21 protein-coding genes and 1 tRNA gene are annotated in these 20,236 nt (G+C 67.9%); 9 read left to right on the forward strand and 13 right to left on the reverse strand.

Going from position 1 to position 20,236, the window contains the following annotated elements:
- The first annotated feature begins 5 nt into the window (after positions 1-5).
- Together G6N67_RS17005 and nrfD are read left to right on the forward strand one after the other, a co-directional pair.
- On the forward strand, positions 6-986 hold the full coding sequence (locus G6N67_RS17005; RefSeq protein WP_036430137.1) for a 4Fe-4S dicluster domain-containing protein: 981 nt from the start codon (positions 6-8) through the stop codon (positions 984-986).
- Entirely contained in the window at positions 983-2,062 is a 1,080-nt protein-coding gene (nrfD, locus tag G6N67_RS17010; RefSeq protein ID WP_036430135.1) for an NrfD/PsrC family molybdoenzyme membrane anchor subunit, read from the forward strand. Before G6N67_RS17005 ends, nrfD begins: the two co-directional genes overlap by 4 nt.
- Before the next feature lie 17 nt (positions 2,063-2,079).
- Here the strand turns inward: nrfD and selD are convergent, their stop codons facing one another.
- Positions 2,080-3,060: a selenide, water dikinase SelD gene (gene selD / locus G6N67_RS17015; RefSeq protein ID WP_036430132.1), complete on the reverse strand. Its 981-nt coding sequence runs from the start codon at positions 3,058-3,060 to the stop codon at positions 2,080-2,082.
- A gap of 43 nt (positions 3,061-3,103) precedes the next feature.
- Here selD and G6N67_RS17020 point away from each other — a divergent pair.
- The 3 genes from G6N67_RS17020 (at position 3,104) to selB (ending at position 6,315) form a co-directional block, all read left to right on the forward strand.
- Positions 3,104-3,199: transfer RNA gene (locus G6N67_RS17020), tRNA-Sec, on the forward strand.
- 30 nt (positions 3,200-3,229) lie between these two features.
- Positions 3,230-4,531 (forward strand): L-seryl-tRNA(Sec) selenium transferase, encoded by a 1,302-nt coding sequence (gene selA, locus G6N67_RS17025; protein ID WP_036430130.1) that lies wholly within the window; start codon positions 3,230-3,232, stop codon positions 4,529-4,531.
- 2 nt (positions 4,532-4,533) lie between these two features.
- Positions 4,534-6,315: a selenocysteine-specific translation elongation factor gene (selB, locus tag G6N67_RS17030; protein ID WP_036430128.1), complete on the forward strand. Its 1,782-nt coding sequence runs from the start codon at positions 4,534-4,536 to the stop codon at positions 6,313-6,315.
- Between the two features lie 88 nt (positions 6,316-6,403).
- Here the strand turns inward: selB and G6N67_RS17035 are convergent, their stop codons facing one another.
- Genes G6N67_RS17035 through G6N67_RS17045 form a run of 4 tightly spaced genes read right to left on the reverse strand, consistent with a single transcriptional unit; the run spans position 6,404 to position 9,895 of the window.
- On the reverse strand, positions 6,404-8,032 hold the full coding sequence (locus tag G6N67_RS17035) for a UbiD family decarboxylase (protein WP_036430126.1): 1,629 nt from the start codon (positions 8,030-8,032) through the stop codon (positions 6,404-6,406).
- A 12-nt stretch (positions 8,033-8,044) separates the two neighbouring features.
- Positions 8,045-8,467: an SRPBCC family protein gene (locus G6N67_RS17040; RefSeq protein WP_036430124.1), complete on the reverse strand. Its 423-nt coding sequence runs from the start codon at positions 8,465-8,467 to the stop codon at positions 8,045-8,047.
- Positions 8,460-8,591: a hypothetical protein gene (locus G6N67_RS39525; RefSeq protein ID WP_268951281.1), complete on the reverse strand. Its 132-nt coding sequence runs from the start codon at positions 8,589-8,591 to the stop codon at positions 8,460-8,462. Before G6N67_RS39525 ends, G6N67_RS17040 begins: the two co-directional genes overlap by 8 nt.
- Positions 8,588-9,895 (reverse strand): UbiD family decarboxylase, encoded by a 1,308-nt coding sequence (locus tag G6N67_RS17045; RefSeq protein ID WP_036430122.1) that lies wholly within the window; start codon positions 9,893-9,895, stop codon positions 8,588-8,590. The genes G6N67_RS39525 and G6N67_RS17045 overlap by 4 nt, the downstream gene beginning before the upstream one ends.
- Before the next feature lie 58 nt (positions 9,896-9,953).
- Here G6N67_RS17045 and G6N67_RS17050 point away from each other — a divergent pair, with 58 nt between their 5' ends.
- Both G6N67_RS17050 and G6N67_RS17055 read left to right on the forward strand, forming a co-directional pair.
- Positions 9,954-10,448 carry a TIGR02444 family protein gene (locus G6N67_RS17050; protein ID WP_163642220.1) on the forward strand — a complete coding sequence of 165 codons (495 nt, stop codon included), beginning with the start codon at positions 9,954-9,956 and terminating at the stop codon, positions 10,446-10,448.
- On the forward strand, positions 10,445-11,017 hold the full coding sequence (locus tag G6N67_RS17055) for a UbiX family flavin prenyltransferase (protein WP_036430120.1): 573 nt from the start codon (positions 10,445-10,447) through the stop codon (positions 11,015-11,017). Before G6N67_RS17050 ends, G6N67_RS17055 begins: the two co-directional genes overlap by 4 nt.
- Before the next feature lie 15 nt (positions 11,018-11,032).
- Here G6N67_RS17055 and ipdC read toward each other — a convergent pair whose 3' ends face one another.
- From ipdC to echA20, 4 genes are read right to left on the reverse strand one after another with little or no spacing between them, the layout of a single operon-like run.
- Entirely contained in the window at positions 11,033-12,103 is a 1,071-nt protein-coding gene (ipdC, locus tag G6N67_RS17060; protein WP_036430118.1) for a (3aS,4S,5R,7aS)-5-hydroxy-7a-methyl-1-oxo-octahydro-1H-indene-4-carboxyl-CoA dehydrogenase, read from the reverse strand.
- Between the two features lie 3 nt (positions 12,104-12,106).
- The gene (gene ipdB / locus G6N67_RS17065; protein WP_036430116.1) at positions 12,107-12,856 is read right to left on the reverse strand and encodes a cholesterol ring-cleaving hydrolase subunit IpdB; all 750 of its coding nucleotides are present in this window, start codon (positions 12,854-12,856) and stop codon (positions 12,107-12,109) included.
- Positions 12,853-13,731, reverse strand: a complete 879-nt coding sequence (gene ipdA, locus G6N67_RS17070) for a cholesterol ring-cleaving hydrolase subunit IpdA (protein ID WP_036430115.1) — start codon at positions 13,729-13,731, stop codon at positions 12,853-12,855. Before ipdA ends, ipdB begins: the two co-directional genes overlap by 4 nt.
- Positions 13,728-14,483 carry a (7aS)-7a-methyl-1,5-dioxo-2,3,5,6,7,7a-hexahydro-1H-indene-carboxyl-CoA hydrolase gene (gene echA20 / locus G6N67_RS17075; RefSeq protein ID WP_036430113.1) on the reverse strand — a complete coding sequence of 252 codons (756 nt, stop codon included), beginning with the start codon at positions 14,481-14,483 and terminating at the stop codon, positions 13,728-13,730. The genes ipdA and echA20 overlap by 4 nt, the downstream gene beginning before the upstream one ends.
- 59 nt (positions 14,484-14,542) lie before the next feature.
- On the opposite strand from echA20, the gene G6N67_RS17080 reads away from it, so the two are divergent.
- A complete protein-coding gene (locus G6N67_RS17080; protein WP_073903663.1) occupies positions 14,543-15,313 on the forward strand; it encodes an SDR family oxidoreductase in 771 nt (256 codons plus the stop codon).
- Between the two features lie 12 nt (positions 15,314-15,325).
- A complete protein-coding gene (locus tag G6N67_RS17085) occupies positions 15,326-16,231 on the forward strand; it encodes an SDR family oxidoreductase (protein WP_036430109.1) in 906 nt (301 codons plus the stop codon).
- A gap of 79 nt (positions 16,232-16,310) precedes the next feature.
- Here the strand turns inward: G6N67_RS17085 and G6N67_RS17090 are convergent, their stop codons facing one another.
- The 4 genes from G6N67_RS17090 to G6N67_RS17105 form a co-directional block, all read right to left on the reverse strand.
- The gene (locus G6N67_RS17090; RefSeq protein WP_230023420.1) at positions 16,311-17,645 is read right to left on the reverse strand and encodes a histidine phosphatase family protein; all 1,335 of its coding nucleotides are present in this window, start codon (positions 17,643-17,645) and stop codon (positions 16,311-16,313) included.
- A gap of 279 nt (positions 17,646-17,924) precedes the next feature.
- Positions 17,925-19,238, reverse strand: a complete 1,314-nt coding sequence (locus G6N67_RS17095) for a histidine phosphatase family protein (RefSeq protein ID WP_051578885.1) — start codon at positions 19,236-19,238, stop codon at positions 17,925-17,927.
- A gap of 157 nt (positions 19,239-19,395) precedes the next feature.
- Positions 19,396-19,851 (reverse strand): nitroreductase family deazaflavin-dependent oxidoreductase, encoded by a 456-nt coding sequence (locus G6N67_RS17100; RefSeq protein WP_036430107.1) that lies wholly within the window; start codon positions 19,849-19,851, stop codon positions 19,396-19,398.
- 10 nt (positions 19,852-19,861) lie between these two features.
- Positions 19,862-20,236: a DUF8021 domain-containing protein gene (locus G6N67_RS17105; protein WP_036430105.1), complete on the reverse strand. Its 375-nt coding sequence runs from the start codon at positions 20,234-20,236 to the stop codon at positions 19,862-19,864.

Here is a 20,236-nt window from a genome sequence, read left to right on the forward strand (position 1 = left end):
CGCTGATGGGCCAGTTCGCGGGACCGAGCGACCCGGCCGCCGACGCGCACTGGGCCGAACACGTTGCCGAGCGCAAGGGATTCTTCACCGACACATCGATCTGCATCGGCTGCAAGGCGTGTGAGGTCGCGTGCAAGGAGTGGAACCGCAATCCGCGCGACGGCGACCTCGAGCTGCTCGGATCGTCCTACGACAACACCGGGGCGCTCGGCGCCAGCACGTGGCGGCACGTCGCGTTCGTCGAACAGAACCGCGACCGCATCGAGGAGGCCCGTGAGTCCGGCCGCGCGCTGGTGGGGCTCGGGATGCCTGCCGTCGGCGCGCCCGAACCGGACATCACGCCGCCCGACACCCCCGAGTTCCGTTGGCTCATGGCCTCGGACGTGTGCAAGCACTGCACCCATGCCGGCTGCCTCGACGTGTGCCCGACAGGCGCGATGTTCCGCACCGAGTTCGGCACCGTGGTGGTGCAGGCCGACGTGTGCAACGGCTGCGGGACATGCGTGGCGGGTTGCCCGTTCGGGGTGGTCGAGCGGCGCAGCGACGGCACGGCCGCGCCGACCACGCGGTCCGGCGAACGCAAAGGCGAGCAGCCCGAGGTGCCCAAACGCGGCATCGCGCAGAAGTGCACGCTGTGCTACGACCGCCTCGTCGAGGACGAGACGCCCGCGTGTGCGAAGACCTGCCCGACCACGTCGATCAAGTTCGGTGACCACGACGATCTGGTCGCCGAGGCCAGGGACCGTGTCGCGCAACTGCACGCGCAGGGCCTGACCGAGGCCCGGCTGTACGGCGCCAACGAGCTCGACGGTGTCGGTGGCACAGGCTCGGTGTTCCTGTTGCTCGACGAGCCCGAGGTGTACGGTCTGCCACCCGATCCTCGAGTGTGCACGGCCGATCTGATGACGATGTACAAGCGGGCCGGTGTCGCGGCGCTGGGAATGGTTGCGGCCGCCGCATTTTCGTTCCTCCGGGGTCGCTCGTGAGCGAATTCGACAGCTATCGCCCGCCCGAGCCGGCCCGCCGCCGGCGCGGCGGGGTCAAGCGCCGCCGCGGTTTACGCGGTGGCGGCGACGGCGCGCGCGAGATGCCGATGGTGCCCGAGGCCGAGTTCACGTCGTACTACGGCAGGCCGGTCGTCAAACCGCCACCATGGGGCCACGAGGTCGCGGCGTATCTGTTCCTGGGCGGGGTCGCAGGTGGATCGGGCCTGATCGGGCTCGGTGCGCAGCTGACCGGGCGGGCCAAGCTGCGGCGCAATGCCCGGCTCGGTGCGCTGACCGCGGTCGGCCTCGGCGGCGTGGCGCTGGTCGCGGACCTCGGCAGACCGGACCGCTTCTACAACATGCTGCGCACCTTCAAGATCACCTCGCCGATGAGCGTGGGGTCGTGGATCCTGTCGGCGTTCAGCGGCGGTATGGGAGTCGCCGCGGTCGCCGAGGTCGACCGGATGACGGGGGAGCGGCTGCCGCTGGGGCCGTTGCGCGGGGTGCTGCGCGCTGTCGAAGGGCCGGCCGGGCTCGAGGCCGGGGTGTTCGCCGCGCCGCTGGCCGTCTACACCGCGGTGCTGTTGTCCGACACCGCGACCCCGACGTGGAACGCCGCGCACCGAGATCTGCCGTTCGTGTTCGTCAGCTCGGCGAGCCTCGCGTCGGCCGGGCTCGCGATGGTGACCACGCCGGTGGCCGAGACCGGCCCGGTGCGCACCCTCGCAGCACTCGGCGTGATCGGGGACATCACGGCCATGAAACTCATGGAGCGCCGCATGGATCCCGTGGCGGCCGAGCCGCTGCACCACGGCACGGCCGGGCAGATGCTGCGATGGTCCGAGCGGCTCGCGGTCGCCGGCGGGCTCGGCGCGGTCCTCGGTGGGCGCAACCGGCTCGTCGCGGCGGCGTCGGGGCTGGCTCTGTTGGCGGCTTCGGCACTGACCCGGTTCGGTGTGTTCGAGGCGGGCATCCATTCCGCGAAGGATCCGCGCTACACGATCGAGCCGCAGAAGCGCAGGCTTGCCGCCCGGCGCGCAGCGGGCATCACCGACGATTCGATCACGACGGCCTGACCGAGTTTCGCGTCCGCCTAGCGAACCTCGATGCCCGACCCCGTCACGGTGTGCCCGATGACGGGATAACCGGGCACCTCGCCGACCACGAGCAGCCCGCCCGAGGTCTGGGCGTCGGCGAGCAGCAGCAGGTCGTCTTCGGAGACGTCGGCGCCGGGACGCAGGTGCGGCCGCACCCAGTCGAGATTGCGGCGCGTGCCGCCGGACACGAAGCCGTCGCGCAGCGCGTCGAGCGCACCGTCGACGACGGGCACCGCGCCTCGGTCGATCACCGCGCCGACGCCGGAGGCCCGGCACATCTTGTGCAGGTGCCCCAGCAGGCCGAAGCCCGTGACATCGGTGGCCGCCCGGGCGCCCGCCGCCAAAGCGGCCTCGGACGCGTCACGGTTGAGCGCCGTCATGGTCGCGAGCGCCTCGGCGAACACCTCGCCGGTCTGCTTGTGCCGGTTGTTCAGCAGGCCGACGCCGATCGGCTTGGTCAAGGTGAGGGGCAGCCCAGCCTCGGCGGCGTCGTTGCGCAGCAACCGATCAGGGGCGGCAACGCCCGTCACCGCCATGCCGTATTTGGGCTCCGGATCATCGATGGAATGCCCGCCGATCACCGGGCAGCCGGCCTGGGCGGCGACCGCGAGGCCGCCGCGCAGCACCTCGGTCATCAACTCCATCGGCAGGGTTTCGCGCGGCCAGCCCACCAGGTTGATCGCGACGACAGGACGCCCGCCCATCGCATACACGTCGGACAGCGCGTTGGCCGCGGCGATGCGGCCCCAGTCGTAGGCGTCGTCGACCACGGGCGTGAAGAAGTCGGCGGTCGAGAGCACCGCGAGGTCGTCGCGGACCAGCACCGCGGCCGCGTCGTCGCCGTCGTCGAGGCCGACGAGGACGTGGTCACCGGACTGTCCGACCAGCCCGCGGACCGCGTCCTCCAACTCGCCCGGCGGGATCTTGCAGGCGCACCCGCCGCCGTGGGCGTAGCCGGTGAGGCGAACGGTTTCCATGGCGTCAATGTAGCCGCCCGGGGCATTGGCTAGGTTTAGCGGCGGAGGCGTTTGGGTTCCTGGTGGTCCCCCCGGTCTTCAAAACCGGTGAGGCCGAGTAGCTCGGCCTGGCGGGTTCGATTCCCGTCCGCCTCCGCCAGTCGTTGCTGTCGGCGTCAGAGGAGGGCACGTGACCCAGCTCGACCCGCGTCGGCACATTCCGCGCACCGATCAGCTGCTGGCGTTGCCCGAGGTGCTCGAGGCCCGAAACCGGCTCGGCGAGCCGATGATTCGCACCGTGGTCCTCGAGGCCCAGGAGCAGGCCCGCCGCGGCGAGCTGGCCCCGGACGACGTCGCGACGGCCGTGGTGACCGCACTGGCCGCGCGGGCACCGGTGTCACTGCGGCCTGTGCTCAACGCCACCGGTGTCGTAGTGCACACCAATCTGGGCCGGGCGCCGCTGTCTCCCGTGGCGGTGGATGCGTTGGTCTCGGCCAGTGGATATGTCGACGTCGAGCTGGATCTCGGCACCGGCACCCGATCCAAGCGCGGGGTGGCAGCACGCCAAGCGCTGCTCGCGGCGTGCCCCGCGGCCGAGGACGCGCTCGTGGTCAACAACGGGGCTGCCGCGCTTGTGCTGGCCACCACCGCACTCGCCGCGGGTCGCGAGGTCGTGGTGAGCCGTGGTGAGCTGATCGAGATCGGCGCAGGCTTCCGTCTGCCCGACCTCATTGCGTCGACCGGGGCCAGGCTGCGTGAGGTCGGCACCACCAACCGCACGCACCTGACGGACTACGCCGACGCGCTCGGCCCCGACACCGGATGCGTGCTCAAAGTCCATCCGAGCAATTTCCGGGTCACCGGGTTCACGTCCGGGGTCGCGCTGCCCGAACTCAGGAAAATGCTGAGTGACAACGGGATTCCCCTCGTCGTCGATCTGGGCAGCGGCCTGCTCGAACCGGATCCGCTGCTGCCCGACGAACCCGATGCCGCTACGGCGCTCTCCCAGGGCGCGGACGTGATCACCGGGAGCGGGGACAAGCTGCTCGGCGGCCCGCAGGCCGGCATCGTGCTCGGCCGCGCCGAGATCGTGGCCCGCCTCGCCAGGCACCCGCTCGCGCGCGCCGTGCGCGCCGACAAGCTCACCCTCGCCGCGCTCGAGGCGACGGTGTGCGGCGGGCCCGCCCCGGTGATCCAGGCGCTGCATGCCGACCCAGACGTGCTGCGCGCCCGGGCCGAACGCATCGCCGACGCCGTGGGTGCTGCCGTGGTGCCGCACGACGGCCGCGTCGGCGGGGGTGGTGCGCCCGGCGTCCCGTTGCCGGGCTGGGCAGTCCGGCTGCCCGAGGCCGTCGCGGCCCGGCTGCGCGCAGGCGACCCTGCGGTGCTGCCCCGCGTGCACGACGGTGCCTGCCTGCTCGACCTGCGTTGCATACCCGAGGCCGACGACGAGCGTCTGCTCGCCGCCGTCCGGACCGCACTGGACGGTTGACGGTGCCGCACGTCATTGCCACCGCGGGTCACGTCGACCACGGCAAGAGCACTCTCGTGCGCGCGCTCACGGGTATCGAGCCCGACCGGTGGGCCGAAGAGCGCCGCCGCGGCCTGACGATCGACCTCGGCTTCGCGTGGACCACGCTGCCGTCGGGACAGGAGGTCGCATTCGTCGATGTGCCCGGCCACGAACGGTTTCTGGGCAACATGCTGGCCGGGCTCGGGCCCGCACCGGTGGTGTGTTTCGTGGTCGCGGCCGACGAAGGGTGGCAGGCGCAGTCGAGCGACCACCGCGACGCCATCGCGGCGCTCGGTATTCGGCACGGCCTGCTGGTGGTCAGCCGCATCGACCGGGCGCCCGACCGCGTCGACGATGTGATCGCACAGGCCCGCGCCGAATTGGCCGAGACCGGACTGCACGACGCCCCGGCCGTCGCGGTGTCGGCTGTCGAGGGCACCGGCCTGACCGATCTGCGCGCCACACTCGACGCTGTGCTGGCAGGCGTGGCGGCGCCGTCGGTCACTACGCGGGTGCGGCTGTGGGTGGATCGGTCCTTCACGATCACGGGCGCCGGAACCGTCGTCACCGGCACCCTGGCGGCCGGCACACTGGCCGACGGTGACCGGCTCGAACTCAGTCCGCGCGGACGCGAGGTTGTCGTCCGTGGTCTGGAATCGCGCGGCGTGCCGTGTGCCACGCTCGGGCCAGTGACGCGCGCCGCGCTCAATCTGCGTGGGATTTCAGCCGATCACGTGCGACGCGGCGACGCGCTGCTCACGCCCGGCGCGTGGGAGACCACCCGCACCATAGACGTGCTGCGGGTCAGCGGTGCGGTATTTCCCTACGTGCCAGAACAATTGACCGTGCACGTCGGCACCGCGGCGGTACCCGCCCGCGTGCGGCCCTTCGGCGACGACCACGCCCGGCTGGTGCTGGACCGCCGCCTGCCCCTCGTCCTCGGTGACCGCCTGGTGCTGCGGCATCCCGGCAGTCGGCGGGTGCTCGGCGGTGTGCAGATCCTCGACGCCGATCCGCCCGCACTGCGGCGCCGCGGCGACAGTGCGCGCCGGGCAGTTGCGCTGTCCGGTCTGGACGCCCGCGGCGACGTGCTCGTCGAGGTGGCCAGGCGGGGTGCGGTCACCGAAGACCATTTGCGCCGGTTGGGATTTCAAGTCGATGCCGCGCCCGTCGAGGTGCGCGTGCTCGACGGCTGGTGGGTGCACGCGCCGACCTTCGAGGCGTGGCAGCAACGGCTGCGGGCCGCGGTGCAGGAACTGCACGATCGAGATCCGCTGGCCGCCGGGCTCTCTCACGGTGCCGCCCGCGACCTGCTCGCACTGCCCGACCCGGCGCTGCTCGACGAGGTCGCCCGCGCAGCGGGACTCGAGCAGGCCGGTGGCCTGGTGCGGTTGCCCGGTGTCGCCGGCGAACTCGGCCCGGCCGAGCAGGCGGTGGCAGCGCTCGCGGACCGGCTGCGGGACAATCCCTTCCACGCACCGGAAGCCGACGATCTGACGGCTCTGCGGCTCGGCGTGCGTGAGCTCGCCGCGGCCGAACGGGCCGGCCGGCTGCTGCGGCTGCGCGACGGCGTGGTGCTGCTGCCGAACGCTCCCGCACTCGCGATGCGCGAACTGGCACGGCTGGAGCAGCCTTTCACCACGAGCCAGGCCCGGCAGGCGCTCGGCACCACGCGCCGTGTCGCGATCCCACTGCTGGAGCATCTCGACGCTCGCGGCTGGACCCGCCGCATCGACGCCGGTCACCGTGAAGTCGTGCGCTGAGTTCCCTCGGGGCTCATTTCCACTCGCGAGCAGACGCGGAAGTACCCGAGTAACACGGTTACGGGGTACCGCCGCGTCTGCTCGCGGGTCAGGGGCGATGCCTCGGGTCGTAGTTGTGCACCACGGTCTCGGGCTGCGCCACGGCGAAGTCCCCGTCGGAGAACGTGTAGCGGTACCACGGTGCGTCGTCGCACCGGCCCAGTTGCGGCCGCAGGTTGCTGAACGCGCGGTAGACAGTGCGGTACGGCTGGCCGTTGAAGTGCTCCAGGATCTCCTTCCACGCCCGCGGTTTTTCGCGGATGAGATCGGCCATTGCGGAGGTCAGTTCGTCCTCCGCAAGCTCCGTCACGTCGGCGGGCGGGTCCGCCAGCATGAACACCGAGCTGCGGTCGAAGCTCGCGCGGGTGAACTGCGGCCCCATCGGGATGGTGCAGTCGAAGCCGATCTTGGACGCCGTGCCGGGCGCGACGTCGGACCCGATCTTCGGGTCGACGGTCATGGTGTTGCCGTGCAGCATCACGGTGTCCAGGTGGGGCATGTACCGGAACGCCATCGCCAGTTGCACGGCGTTGTCGTCCCAGATGTCGATGTCCTCGTCGAACACCATCGCGATCTTCGGCAGGGCCAGCTTGGAACAGGTCAGCATGATGCCGAGGGCCTGCTTGGCATCCCCGCCGCCGTTGGGCTTGATCTTGGCGTAGGCGATGTTCGACAGGCCGCCGAGCGGGCAGCGGACCTCTTTGACGTTGATTCCCGCGAACTTCAGCGCACCGAAGATGTCGGCCTCCACCGCGGGCAGCTGCAGCATGTTGTCGGTGTACCAAGGGTGTGCGCCGCCGATCGTGGCGTGCTGAAAGATTCCGCCTCTGCGGTAGGTCATGGCCTTCACCACGGCGCGGTAGTTGTGCTTGATGCCTCCGCCGTACATGCCGCTGAACTCGCCGTACGGCCCTTCGTCGTGGGTCAGCCCCTCGGACGCCATGAGCTCGCACTCCAGCACGATCTCGGCGTTGGCGGGCACCAGCACGTCGATCGTCTCGCAGCGAACCAACCGCGCCGGGTGCCCGTAGAAACTGCCGAGCACTTCGAAATCGTCGGTGTCGGCCGGCACACCCGTCAGCGACGCCACCTTGTCGAGGATCGGCCCGCCGAGGACGATCGCGACCTCAAGGTTCTGGCCTTTCTCCTGCGCGGCAATGGCATTGATACGTGCCCGGTGTGACGTGCACGTCATGTCGAACATCTTCTCGTTGCGCGACCGGAACATGCTGCGGTAGATGCCCCAGTCATGCACGCCCGTGTCCGGGTGCCGGCTGACCACGAGGTTGTCGTTGGTGTAGGCGTGCCCGTCGCGGTCGTGGTGCAAAAACAGCGGCAGCAGTGTGAGGTCGACGTCGTCGCCGGTCAGGATCACGTCCTTGCACGGCGCGGTGTCGACGATCTCAGGTTTGACCCGGCCCTTGGCGAGTTCGCTCATGACGAAGCCGCTCTGGCTCTTGTCGCAGCCAAGACCCCACGCGTACTGATCCTGGTTGGAGTAGGCGTTGGCGAGGAACTGGAATTCGCAGTCCTTGACGTTCTCCACCAGCACCGCCGTGAGCGGGTTGGCCTCCATCACCGCGGGCAGTTCGTCGACGCGTTTCTCTTCGGTGATACGGACCAGCAGGCCCGCCTTCTCCATCTCCTCGACGAACTCGGTCAGGCTCTGCTGCGGCATGTCGCGTCCTGTTCAGTTGAAAGTGGTTGACGGGGCGCCGGTTTCGACGTACTGCTGGAGGTGGTGCAGCAATGCGCCCCAGATGGTGTTGCATTTGACGAAATTGCCGTGCGTACCCGGCCATCCGGCGTGCGTCAGCTCGACCAGGGTGCGGCCGTCCTCGGTGGGAGTGAGAACGAACGTCGCCGTGGTGCCCACGGAGTCACCGGGCCCTTGCGTGCACTTCCACGCGACGAATGTGTTGGGCTCCGACGCTGCGATCTCCCAGTCAAATTCGGCGCGGCCGGTGAATGTGAACGCCCACGTGCTGCCGACGGCGCCCGTGCCCTCGGCGAGCGGCGTGTGCCAGGACCGGACACCGTCCAGCGTGGTCAACGCGGCGTAGACCCGTTCTGGTGGTGCCGCAATCTTGATCTCGTGGTTGATGTCAGCCATGGGCCGTGCCTTCCAGTTCTGGAAATTCGTACTCGCGCCAGCCGGGAATGTCTGCCACCTCGACGACCCTGCCGCCATGTTCTTCGAGCGCGGGCCCACACACGTCGCCGACTTTCTTGATCACGGTGCCGTAGGGATACGTCGCGTCGGTGCCGATCGCCGATCCGGTGCGTTGATCCTGGGCAGCGACTCGTCGGCCGTCGGATCAAGCGGTCCTCCGGGCAGGCTGTCCACGATGATCACGTCGCGCGCCGGTTGGGTGCGGAACGCCATGGCCCACTCGACCTGCTCCGAGTCGTGCACATCGATGTCGGGGTCGACCACGACAACCTGCTTGGGCCGCAGGTTGCTGCCCATCGCGGCCAGGATCACGCTGCGAGCCTCGCCTGCGAAGCGCGGCCGCATCGCGATGACCACGCGGAAATAGACGCCCCCCGACGCCGGGATCGCCACCTTCTCGATCGTCGGGAACTGCTGGCGCATCATGTCGAAGAACGACGCCTCGAACGAGAGTTGTTTGAGGATATGGTTTTCCGTGGTGGGACGGCCGGTCAAGAGGGCCTGGAAGTAGGCCCCGTTGCGGTGCGTGACCGCTGTCGGCCGGACCACCGGCTTCGGTGACGCCGGCGTGTAGTAGCCCGTGTACTCGCCCAGTGGACCCTCGGTGACGGTCTGCGTGAAGTCGACTTCGAATTCGATGACGAACTCGGCGTGCGCGGGCACCGAAACGTCGTTGGTGCGGCACTTCACCAGTTCGACGGCGGCGCCGCGCATGCCACCGACGACTTCCCAGTCGTTGGTGTCCTCGGGCACCTGAACGGGGCACGAATAGGCGATCATCGGGTCGACACCGATCACGAGCGACGCGCGAAAGGTCTTGTGACCCATCCGCCGTGCCTTGGCCTGGTTCTTGGCGAAGCGGTGGTTCGGGATGGCCATGAGCGTCATGGTCTTGTTGTCGATGATCTCGCAGCGGTAATGCCCGATGTCGGGGACACCCGTTTCGGGATCGTGGCTCACGACGAAACCGGGCGTGATGTAGCGGCCGCCGTCGTCCGGGCTGTACTTCGGCACCGGCAGCATCGAGAGGTCGATGTCGTCGCCGAGGATCACGTTCTCGTGCACAGGACCGTCGTCGACGGACACCGGGGGAATCCGCGTCTTCAGGCGCTTCACGATGTCGTCGAACGCGTTGTCTTCGGTACACCCGTACGCCAGCAGCGCTTTGGCGCGGGAGTTGTAGATGCCGCCGACAAGTGGGAACGGCGTGCCATTGTCGTTGAACACGATGGCGGGCCCACCGGTCGCGGCACTCTTGCGCATGGCCTTGGCAACCTCCAGTTCCAGCGCCACCGGCCGGTCGACGTCGATGAGCTGCCCTTGGTTTCGCAGCGCGGCCAGGAAAGAACGGAAGTCGTCGAAGGGCATTGCTAACTATGTACTACGACTAGGCAGGCAGGGCTACCGAACAGCACAATTGGTCACCGTGCGGTTACCAGATTTTGCCCTGCGGGTGCACGGGGCCGACGGGGTCGCGCAGGCGTGCGTGCTGCTGCAGGACCGGTTCGGCCTCGACGTGAACCTGCTGCTGTTCGCGGCTCGTGTCGGCACCACCGGCCGGCTGACCCCGGCCACGCTTGCGGCCGCGACCGAACGTGTCGCGCAGTGGCACGCCGAGATCGTGCGGCCCCTGCGCGGCGTGCGACGACGGCTCAAATCCGGTCCGTCGCCCGCCCCGAGCCCCGCGACCGCCGAGCTGCGCGACGAGCTCAAGGGGCTGGAGATCCGCGCCGAGCTGATCGAGCTCGACGAACTGGATGCGTTGGTTCCCGCCGCCGAGCCGGGAAACGATCCCGTCAGGGCGGTCGCCGCTGCGCTCACGCTCGTCGTACGGGCACTGTCGGACCGGCCATTTGCGGCCGACGAGGACGCGGCGCTGGCTACGATCGCCGCAGCGGCCGTCAGAGTGGGGAGCCAGTGAAGCGACTGATCGTGGCGATCACCGGCGCGTCGGGTGCCAGTTACGGCATCCGGGCGCTGGAGCTGCTGCGTGATGTTCCCGACGTCGAAACCCATGCCATCGTGACGGCCTCGGCACACCGAACCATCGCCTACGAGACCAAGTACACCGACGAGTACGTGCGCGATCTGGCCGATCAGGTGCACAGTCCACGTGACATCGGGGCACCAGTGTCGTCGGGCTCGTTCGTCACCGCGGGCATGTTGATCGCGCCGTGCTCGGTCAAGACGCTCAGCGGTATCGCCCACTCCTACAACGAGTCTCTCGTCGTGCGCGCGGCCGATGTGTGCCTCAAGGAGCGCCGCCGCGTAGTGCTCCTGCTGCGCGAGACGCCGCTGCACGCCGGGCACATCGAGCTGATGGCACAGGCGACGCGCAACGGCGCGATCGTCATGCCGCCGGTTCCCGCGTTCTACGCACTGCCGCAGACCGTCGACGACATCGTCGACCAGACCGTGGGCCGCGCCCTGGATCTGCTCGGCGTGGTCCTGCCCGGCGTCAGGCGGTGGGACGGCAAGGGCGTCCAGTGACACGCGCGCGGCAGGCTACCGGATGTAGCTGGTTGCCGACTGCAGGTGCTTGACGGCGTCAGCAACGATCGACGGGACCAGTTCGGCACACGACGGCAGATCCTCGATGATGCCCGCGACCTGACCGGAGGCCAGCACACCGGCCTCGGTGTTGCCCTCGACAAGTCCTGCCTTGAGCAGCATCGGGGTGTTGGCCGCCATCACGACCTGCGACCAGGTGAGATCCTTGCCGTGCCGCATGGCCAGTCCGTCCTTGAGCATCGACTTCCAGGTCATACCGGACAGCTTCTTGAATTTCTGCGCGTTGCTCACAGCCGCGGCGAAACCCCGCACCGGGGATCCGCTTTCGAGCTTCTCCACCAAGCCTGTGCGTAGCACGCGGTGCGGCATGCCGTCGACGCGCGTCGACACCACGGTGCCGTCCAGCGCCGCCTGCAGGTACCGCTGCTTGACCGCGTCGGGCACAGTGGAGTCCGACGTGAGCAGGAAGCGGGTGCCCATCGCGACACCCGCCGCGCCGTACGACAGCGCCGCGGCCAGGCCCCGCCCGTCGAAGAAGCCGCCCGCGGCGATCACCGGCATGCCGGTGTCGGCGACCGCGTCGAGCACCGACGGCAGCAGCAGGGTGGTGGCGATCGGGCCGGTGTGGCCGCCGCCCTCGCCGCCCTGCACGATCACCGCGTCGGCGCCCCACCCGGCCACCTTCTTGGCATGCTTGGCCAGGCCGACGGAGGGGATGACTACCACGCCCGCATCTTTGAGCTTGGCGATCAGGTCGGGCTTGGGAGCCAGGGCGAAGGAGGCGACTTTGACTCCTTCGCGGATCAGGAGGTCGACGCGCTCGTTGGCGTCGCCGGCGTCGGCACGGATATTGATGCCGAAGGGTTTGTCGGTGGCGGCTTTGACCTTGGTGACGGCGGTCTGCAGTTCGTCCAGCGTCATGGTCGCCGACGCGAGGATGCCCAGACCGCCCGCGTTGGAGGTCGCCGCGACCAGGCGCGCACCGGCCACCCAGCCCATCCCGGTCTGCACGACGGGATGCTCGATGCCGACCAGTTCGGTCAGCGGAGTCGTGAGCTTGCTCATCGGTCAGACCTTGACTTCCTTGTCCCGCAGCGACTTCGGGTCGATGGTCTCGCGCAGCAGCGTGAGTTCGTCGGCCGAGGGCAGCCGCGTGGTCTCGGCGGAGTCGAGGCCGTGCACCTCGAAGCCCGTGTTGTCGGCGACCTGCTGGGCCTCGACACCCGGGTGCAGCGACACCGCGCGCATCTGGTGATCGGGTCCGTTGAAGTCGAACACGCCCAGATTGGTCACCACGCGGTAGACGTTGACGAACCGGTACGCGGGATTGTCGGCATCGACCTTGTCCCAACCGATTCCGGACACCACGTCGACCGATTCGCCGAACACGCGCTTCGAGTGGTTGCCCACCCAATAGCTGGTGGCATGGTTGATGGTGTTGCCCGGTGCGCCGCGGACGCCGAACATCTGCCGGGTCGGGTGCTGCAGCGGCCCGAACGCCGAGAGGTTCTGATTGCCGTAGCGGTCGATCTGGTTGGCGCCCATCACCACATGGCGCCTGCCCCACGCCAGCGTCTCGAACACCCGGCCGAACGGCATCCAGCCCTCGATCGCGGCCGCCGCACCGATGGCTGGGGTGTCGGCGATCAGCCGGGCCTCGCCGTCGGTCAGCAGGATGTCGGGGGAGAAGGTCAACCGGGCCAGCCGGGCACCGACCGACACGATCGTGGTCATCGGGCTGACCATGATCTCGCCGGCGTCGCGGAACAGCTCGGCGCAGGCGACGGCGCACACGTCGGCGCGGGTCACGGCGATCATTTGTTCTCCTCTGCAAACTTCCGCACGGCAGCCTGATAATCGAGCTCGTTGCCCGACAGATACGTCTTGACGAACTCGGCCCACGTCTCGTCGGACTCCGCGGCCTCGGCATAGTGGCGCTGGAACTTCTCGTCGCGGCGGTAATCCGGCTCCGCAGTGGTGAAGTGGGCACCGTTCGGGGCCTCCACGACGGTGTCGACCATCATGCGGTTGATCAACAGTGCCTGCGGCGGAACGGCTTTCACCAGTTCCTCGGTCGGCACGACGCGCTCGACCGACAGAAAACGGCGTTGCGCGGACATCAGGAACAAGTCATCGAAGTACGGGTCGATGCCGGTGTATGCCGCATTGCCCTGAGTGTCACCGAGATTCATGTGCACGAAGGCTGCGTCGAGGTTCAGCGCGGGCATCGCGATCAATTCCTCGTACGCCCCGTCGGTCTGATACGGCGACTTGACGGTCTTGAGCTCGTCACCCCAGAACGCGCGGACGTCGCTGCCGAGGCCGGCGCGGATCGGCAGGAACGGTAACCGTTGCGCCGCCGCCTGCAGGCCGCAACGCAGCATGCCCTCGTCCATCTCGCGGGCCTCGATCGAACCCGACGTGCGGGCTTTGGCGAACCACGGGTCGTAGAACGGCGGCGAGTCCAGAGACACGAAGCCGTAGTAGACCCGCTTGACCTTGCCCGCCGAGCACAGCAGGCCCAGGTCCGGGCCGCCGTAGGTGACCACGGTGAGGTCGGTGACATCGGTGCGCAGCAACGCGCGCACGAACGCCATCGGCTTGCGCCGCGAGCCCCAGCCACCGATGCCGATGGTCATACCGCTTTCGATGGAGGCGACGGCCTCGTCGAGAGTTGTTCGCTTGTCAGTCATTCTTTCCCCTTGGAGGTGCCGGCGAACGCGTCGCGGTGCTCGTCGGAGACACCGGACAGGTTCAGCTCGAACGTGAAGCCCTGCTCCATGCGGTAACTGGAGTTGACCTTCTGGACGTCGATGAGGTTGAGCGCTTCCTTGGCCGCGCGGATCACGCGGGTGTCCTTGGCGGCGATGTCGCGGGCGACCCGCAGGGCGGCCTCGTCCAACTCGTCGCGCGGCACCACCTCGTGGACGGAACCGAACTGGTGCAGGGTCTCGGCGCCGACGGTCGCGGCCGTGAAGAACAGCCGCCGCATCATGTGCTGGGGCACCAGGCGGGACAGGTGCGTGGCCGCACCGAGCGCGCCGCGTTCGACCTCGGGCAGGCCGAACTTGGCGTCGTCGGAGGCGACGATCACATCCGAGTTGCCGACCAGGCCGATGCCACCGCCGACGCAGAAGCCGTTGACCGCCGCGACCACCGGCACCTCGCACTCGTAGACGGCTTTGAACGCCGCGAAGCAGCCGCGGTTTGCGTCGATGAGCGCGGTGAAACCTTCGGTGTTCTGCATCTCCTTGATGTCCACACCGGCATTGAAGCCACGGCCCTCGGCTCGCAGGATCACCACGTGGGTGCTCTTGTCGCGGCCGGCTGCCGTGACGGCGTCGGCCAGTTCGAACCAACCGGCCGAGGGGATGGCATTGACCGGCGGGTAGTTGACGGTTACCGAGACGATGCCCGGCTCGACTGTCTTGGTGGTGATCGTCATCAATCCACTTCCTGAAGGGGTCGCTACCTAAGCAAGCACTTGCTTGGTACGCTAGCACAGTGACTGACGGTGCTGGAATCGATCTGCAACTCAGTGGCCGGGTGGTCCTGGTTACCGGTGGAGTGCGAGGGGTTGGCGCCGGAATCAGCGCCGTCTTCGCCGGTCAGGGCGCCACCGTGGTGACCTGCGCGCGGCGCCCCGTGGACGGGCTGCCGTACGAATTCCACAGCTGCGACGTCCGTGACGACGATTCGGTGGCCGCCATGATCGCGCACATCGTGGGCAGTCACGGCCGGCTGGACGTCGTCGTCAACAACGCCGGAGGGTCGCCGTACGTGCCCGCCGCCGAGGCGTCGGCGAAGTTCAGCACCAAGATCATCGAACTGAACCTGCTCGGCCCGCTGTCGGTCGCACAACACGCCAACGCCGTCATGCAGAAGCAGGACACGGGCGGGGTCATCGTGAACATCTCGAGCGTGAGCGCGCACCGGCCGACGCCCGGCACCGCGGCTTACGGCGCCGCCAAGGCCGGCCTGGACAACCTCACGTCGACGTTGGCGGTCGAATGGGCACCCAAGGTGCGCGTCAACTCCGTCGTGGTGGGCATGGTTGAGACCGAACAGTCCGAGCTGTTCTACGGGGACGCCGAATCCATCGCCGCGGTGGCCGCGACGGTTCCGCTGGGCCGGCTCGCCAAGCCCGCCGACATCGGTTGGTCGGCAGCCTTTCTCGCCTCCGATGCCGCGTCCTACGTCAGCGGTGCGACGCTTCAAGTCCACGGTGGCGGCGAGCCACCGCAATACCTGGCAGCTTCCAGCGCCAACAAGTAAGGAGAAACAGCAATGGGTTTGCTCGACGGCCGCGTGGTCATCGTGACGGGATCGGGTGGCGGAATCGGCCGCGCCCACGCACTGGCATTCGCCGCTGAAGGTGCGCGCGTGGTGGTCAACGACATCGGTGTGGGCCTGGACGGATCACCTGCCGGCGGCGGCAGTGCCGCGCAGGGCGTCGTCGACGAAATCACCGCTGCCGGAGGCGAAGCCGTCGCCAACGGCTCAAACGTGGCGGACTGGGCGCAGGCCGAGGCCCTGATCCAGACGGCCGTCGACACGTTCGGTGGGCTCGACGTCCTGGTGAACAATGCCGGCATCGTGCGGGATCGGATGTTCGCCAACACCTCAGAAGAGGAGTTCGACGCCGTCACCGCCGTGCACCTCAAGGGCCACTTCGCGACCATGAAGCACGCGGCCGCGTACTGGCGCGCACAGTCCAAGGCAGGCAATGCCGTTGACGCCCGCATCATCAACACCAGCTCGGGCGCCGGTCTGCAAGGCAGTGTGGGACAGGCGAATTACAGCGCATCCAAGGCCGGTATCGCGGCGCTGACGCTGGTGGCCGCCGCCGAGATGGGCCGTTACGGCGTCAGTGTCAACGCCATCGCGCCGTCCGCGCGCACCCGCATGACCGAGACCGTGTTTGCCGACATGATGGCCACGCAAGACGCCGAGTTCGATTCGATGGCGCCCGAGAACATCTCGCCGCTCGTGGTGTGGCTGGGCAGCGTCGAGTCCAAGGACGTCACCGGCAAGGTCTTCGAGGTCGAGGGCGGCAAGATCCGGGTGGCCGAAGGCTGGGCGCACGGTCCCGAGATCGACAAGGGTGCCAGGTGGGATCCTGCCGAGCTCGGGCCCGTCGTCTCCGACCTGCTGGCCAAGGCGCGTCCCGCGGTCCCGGTCTACGGCGCCTGATTTTCCACCCGCGAGCAGTCGCGCCGGTACCCTGCATCACGCATTTTCGGGTACCGGCGCGTCTGCTCGCCGTGGTTGGTCAGGCCGCGTCCTTGCCGGTGTCGCTGTCGGCGTCGCCGGTGTCGGCGTCTGCAGGCTTGGCAGACGGCTCGGCCTGGCCGGTGACCTTCTTGACGGCGTCGCTGATCTTCTGGAGGGACGACGTGACCTGTTCGCGAGCGCCCTCAATGGCCTCACGTACGCGCTGACCCGACCGGCCGACACTCTTGGTCGCTTCACCCGGCACGGCCTTGTTGCCGTCGGACAGGTCCGTCGCACCCCGCGGCTTGGCGACACGCTCGACCGCGTCGTCGACGGTCGGCGTCACGTCGCTGGCCAGTTTGCTTGCGCCCGTTACTGACTCGGAAACGTTCTGCTGAACCGACTGTGCTTCGCGCTTGATGCTCTCGGCGCCGGCCGTCACCGACGTCTTGACGTTCTCGACGCCGCCCGAGACCTTGTCCTGCAGCTCGCCGGCGTCGGAGCGGGCCGCATCGTCGACGCGCTTGATCGCCTCGGCGTTGATCGCCCGCCCGAACTTGACGACCGAGAAGCTCGCCTCGGCGATACCGCGGTTGATTGCGGTGGCGATGGCCGCCGGGTCGCGGGTCGCGAAGGACTCGACGACGCCCTCGACTGCCTTCTGCAGTTGCCGCGACAGGGTGCGGACCTGGAGTTCCAGGTTGGCGCCGAACGACGGTTGCGGGCCGATCTCCTCGCCGTCCCAGTTCACCAGGGTCCAGCCGTCTTCCGGATTGCCCTCGATGACGACGTATCCGGTGTTGGACAGCGGATGGCGGGCGAACAGCGCGAACTTCTCTGCGGTGCTGAGGTTGTCGACGTTCATCATGGTCCAGAACATGATGGTGCCGCCGTGCGAGAACACGACCGGATTGCGATCGCCGTTGTCGTACATGGTCTGCAGGGCGCCGTCCACCCGCGCATCGAACTCGTTGCCGTCGATCGATCCGGGGATACGCGCGTTGAGATCACCTTGCACCCACTTGATCGGGGCGACCAGATAGCCCGACACCGCGTCCCGCTCGGGCGTGCCCTCGTAATCGCCCGCCTCGATCTCCTGCAGGCCGGGCAACACCTGGATCGGCAGCCCGAGGTACTGCGACATCGGGGCCGCGGTCAGCTGCGTCCGGACCATGGTCGACGCGTAGATCGCGTCATAGTTGTTGTCGCCCAGCACCTTGACGATGTCTTGTGCCTGTTGCTGACCACCCGGGGTCAGCACGGGCCCGGGTGTCGAGGTGTCGATCAAACCGGACGTGTTGCCGTACGACTGCCCGTGGCGGACGAAGGTGACCCGCATGACCTCGGCAGCGTTGGCAACGGGGATCGCCGTGAAAAGGGCGAGGAATGCCATGGCGACACCCCCGAGAATTCTTCGTGTCCGCGACGACAACCCGTCGCCTCTCCGGTGGATCATGTTCTGTTGCCTCCGTTGGCATTTGGCGGATGTGGTGCGACTGTTCGCGGTAATCCCGTGAGCGGCCTCACGAATCGTCCAACTTGTGACCGAAGAATTGGGGCAGTGTCTCGGTGTCCGAGACACGCAAATTGACAAACGGAGATTCGCTCGAAACAGCACAAACCGGCCCCTTTTCCCGTGCAAGGGAGCCGGTTTGCGTCGTCCGCGAAGGCGTTAGGCGGCGTCCTTCGAGCCGGTGTCGTCGCTGGTCTTGCCGTCGGCGTCGGCCTTGCCCGCCTTGTCGGCGCCCGTGAGCTTCTTGACGGCCTCGCCGACCTGCTTGACGGAGGACTCGATGCCGGTCTGCGCATCCTTGATGGCACCCCGAACCTGTTGGCGCACTGTGGAAAGTGGCCGCCCGGGCGTGGCCTTGTTGCCGTCGGTCAGCTTGGTCGCCCCGGCGGCCTTGCGGACGGGTTTGGTGACCGCTTCAGACGTCGACTCCGCGACATCGGCTGCGGGAGTTTCGCTGTCAGAGTCGAGGGTCGACGCGCTGGACGTAGCAGGCTGATTCAGTGAGACGGGAATGTCGCGGATCGCGTCGACCGTGTCGGTCACGGAATCTTTCACGAACTTGACGCCGGCCTGTGCGACGTCGGAAGCCCCGGTTGCGACGCCTTCGCCGATACCTTGGGCATCGAGTGCGAGGGCGGGCTGGCGCAGCTTGTACGCCGCGGTCTGCGGGGCCACGATGAGGTCGCGGACGTTGACGAACATCTGTGTCGGATAGTTGACGGGCCCGACTTCCTGGCCGTCCCAGCTCTTCAGGGTCCAGCCGCCCTCGTCATTGCTCTCGACCACCACGACATCGGTGTTGCTCAACGGGTGCGTCAGGATCAGCGTGAGATCGGGGTTGTCGACGTTCATCATGGTCCAGAACATGATGGTGGCGCCGTGGGAGAACACCACGGGCTTTTCGCTACCGTCATCCGCCATCTCGGCCAAGGCGTTGTCGACGCGCTCGTCGAACTCGTTGCCGTCCTCGCCGCCCGGGATCCGCACGAAGCGCAGACCCAGCGTCCAGGCCAGCGGCGCCACGATGTAGCCGATGCGGCCGAGGCCGGCGCCTTCCGGCGAGCCCTCGAAGATGCCTGCGCCGATCTCCTGGACGCCGACGTTCTTGCCCGGGTTGTCCGGGTCGAATTCGCCGACGACGATCACCGGTTGGCCCATCTTGTCCGAGAGCGGTTGAGCGGTCTCCTGGGTCCGGATCATGGTCGATGCGTAGATGCCGTCGTACGCGGTGCACGGCGCGCTCGGGCACAGCTGGTCGGCCACGGCAACGGCCTCGCCCTGACCTTTCGTGGTCAGATGCGGTCCCGGTGTTCCGGTGTCGATGACGCCCGACGCGTTCCCCTCGGATTCCCCGTGCCGCACGAACGTCACGGTCATGGCAGCCGCGGGCAGAGTGGCGGCCGCGAAGAGCGAACACGCCGTGAGGGTGGTTGCGGCGGCTCCGGCGGTCCGGCGTCCCGAGAGTTTTCGCATGTAGTTCTCCATCTGTGCACCGAAAAGTGGGCTGACACACAACCGGTGTTCACTGTGTGCGCGCTCACTGTACAACATCGAAAAACTGTCTACTGGCATTGGCGTCAAAATCAAAAAGAGCCCCTGAGCTGCAGCTCAGGGGCTCGTCTAGGACCGGTCAGGCCGGGTCGCAGATGACTATCGGGATCTTGCGGTCGGTGTAGGACCGGTAATCCTTGAAGTCCGGATACATCGCGTCGAGCTTGGGCCAGTACTCGTCGCGCTCGGCGTCGGTGGCATCGCGCGCGGTCAGCTTCAGCACCTCGGTCTTGGTCTGGAAGCTCACCGTGGGATTGGCGGTCAGGTTCAGGTACCACATCGGGTTGGTCGCCCGTCCGCCCTGCGAAGCGACCAGCACAATGCGCCGGCCCTCCTGCAGGAACAGCAACGGGCTCTCCCGCGGCTCACCGGTCTTGCGGCCGATGGTGGTCAGGATCCCGACCGGAGCGCCGCGCAAGAACTTGTCCCCGAACCGGCCGTTGGACTTCTTGAAGATCCACGTGTTGGCGCGCGACATCTGCTTGATGAGGAAGCCGACGGGCTTCGAATTGAGGGCTCTGGGCGGATTGGCCATTCGGGCGACCCTAACGACTGATGAACGGTTTGAGCGTGGCCCGGATGTGGTGGATCAAGCCGTCCGACTCCGGGATCAGGAACGTCTCGTCCACGTGCGAACATACCCGCCGGCCGAACAACCGCGGCTTGGTCAGCACGTCGAAGCGCGCGCGGACATGGTCACCGTCGACGGTGAACTCCGGCGGCGTGGTCTTCTCGATCAACTTGAACTGCGGACCGCGATTCAGGCTGCGCCGCAAGTGATCTCCGGACCTGCCGGTCTTGAGTCCCATCTCGATGCGAATGCAGCCGGGCGCGAACGGCACCGAGTCTGCCTCATGAGTGACCAACGCATCGATGTACGCCTGGGCCGCCGCGATGCGGTCGGCTTCGGAGAATGCCAC

Origin of the sequence: Mycolicibacterium mageritense, assembly GCF_010727475.1 — a bacterium.
GTDB classification, from domain to species: Bacteria; Actinomycetota; Actinomycetes; order Mycobacteriales; family Mycobacteriaceae; genus Mycobacterium; species Mycobacterium mageritense.

What these genes read in the sequence shown, in the direction of transcription:
- G6N67_RS17100 (WP_036430107.1), bottom strand. Translation starts at nt 19,851, where the DNA reads ATGGCCAATCCGCCCAGAGCCCTCAATTCGAAGCCCGTCGGCTTCCTC.
- G6N67_RS17045 (WP_036430122.1), bottom strand. Translation starts at nt 9,895, where the DNA reads ATGCCCTTCGACGACTTCCGTTCTTTCCTGGCCGCGCTGCGAAACCAA.
- selD (WP_036430132.1), bottom strand. Translation starts at nt 3,060, where the DNA reads ATGGAAACCGTTCGCCTCACCGGCTACGCCCACGGCGGCGGGTGCGCC.
- G6N67_RS17040 (WP_036430124.1), bottom strand. Translation starts at nt 8,467, where the DNA reads ATGGCTGACATCAACCACGAGATCAAGATTGCGGCACCACCAGAACGG.
- echA20 (WP_036430113.1), bottom strand. Translation starts at nt 14,483, where the DNA reads ATGACGATCACCACCAAGACAGTCGAGCCGGGCATCGTCTCGGTAACC.
- ipdA (WP_036430115.1), bottom strand. Translation starts at nt 13,731, where the DNA reads ATGACTGACAAGCGAACAACTCTCGACGAGGCCGTCGCCTCCATCGAA.
- G6N67_RS17095 (WP_051578885.1), bottom strand. Translation starts at nt 19,238, where the DNA reads ATGCGAAAACTCTCGGGACGCCGGACCGCCGGAGCCGCCGCAACCACC.
- G6N67_RS17090 (WP_230023420.1), bottom strand. Translation starts at nt 17,645, where the DNA reads ATGGCATTCCTCGCCCTTTTCACGGCGATCCCCGTTGCCAACGCTGCC.
- G6N67_RS17035 (WP_036430126.1), bottom strand. Translation starts at nt 8,032, where the DNA reads ATGCCGCAGCAGAGCCTGACCGAGTTCGTCGAGGAGATGGAGAAGGCG.
- G6N67_RS17005 (WP_036430137.1), top strand. Translation starts at nt 6, where the DNA reads ATGGGCCAGTTCGCGGGACCGAGCGACCCGGCCGCCGACGCGCACTGG.
- ipdC (WP_036430118.1), bottom strand. Translation starts at nt 12,103, where the DNA reads ATGAGCAAGCTCACGACTCCGCTGACCGAACTGGTCGGCATCGAGCAT.
- ipdB (WP_036430116.1), bottom strand. Translation starts at nt 12,856, where the DNA reads ATGATCGCCGTGACCCGCGCCGACGTGTGCGCCGTCGCCTGCGCCGAG.
- G6N67_RS17085 (WP_036430109.1), top strand. Translation starts at nt 15,326, where the DNA reads ATGGGTTTGCTCGACGGCCGCGTGGTCATCGTGACGGGATCGGGTGGC.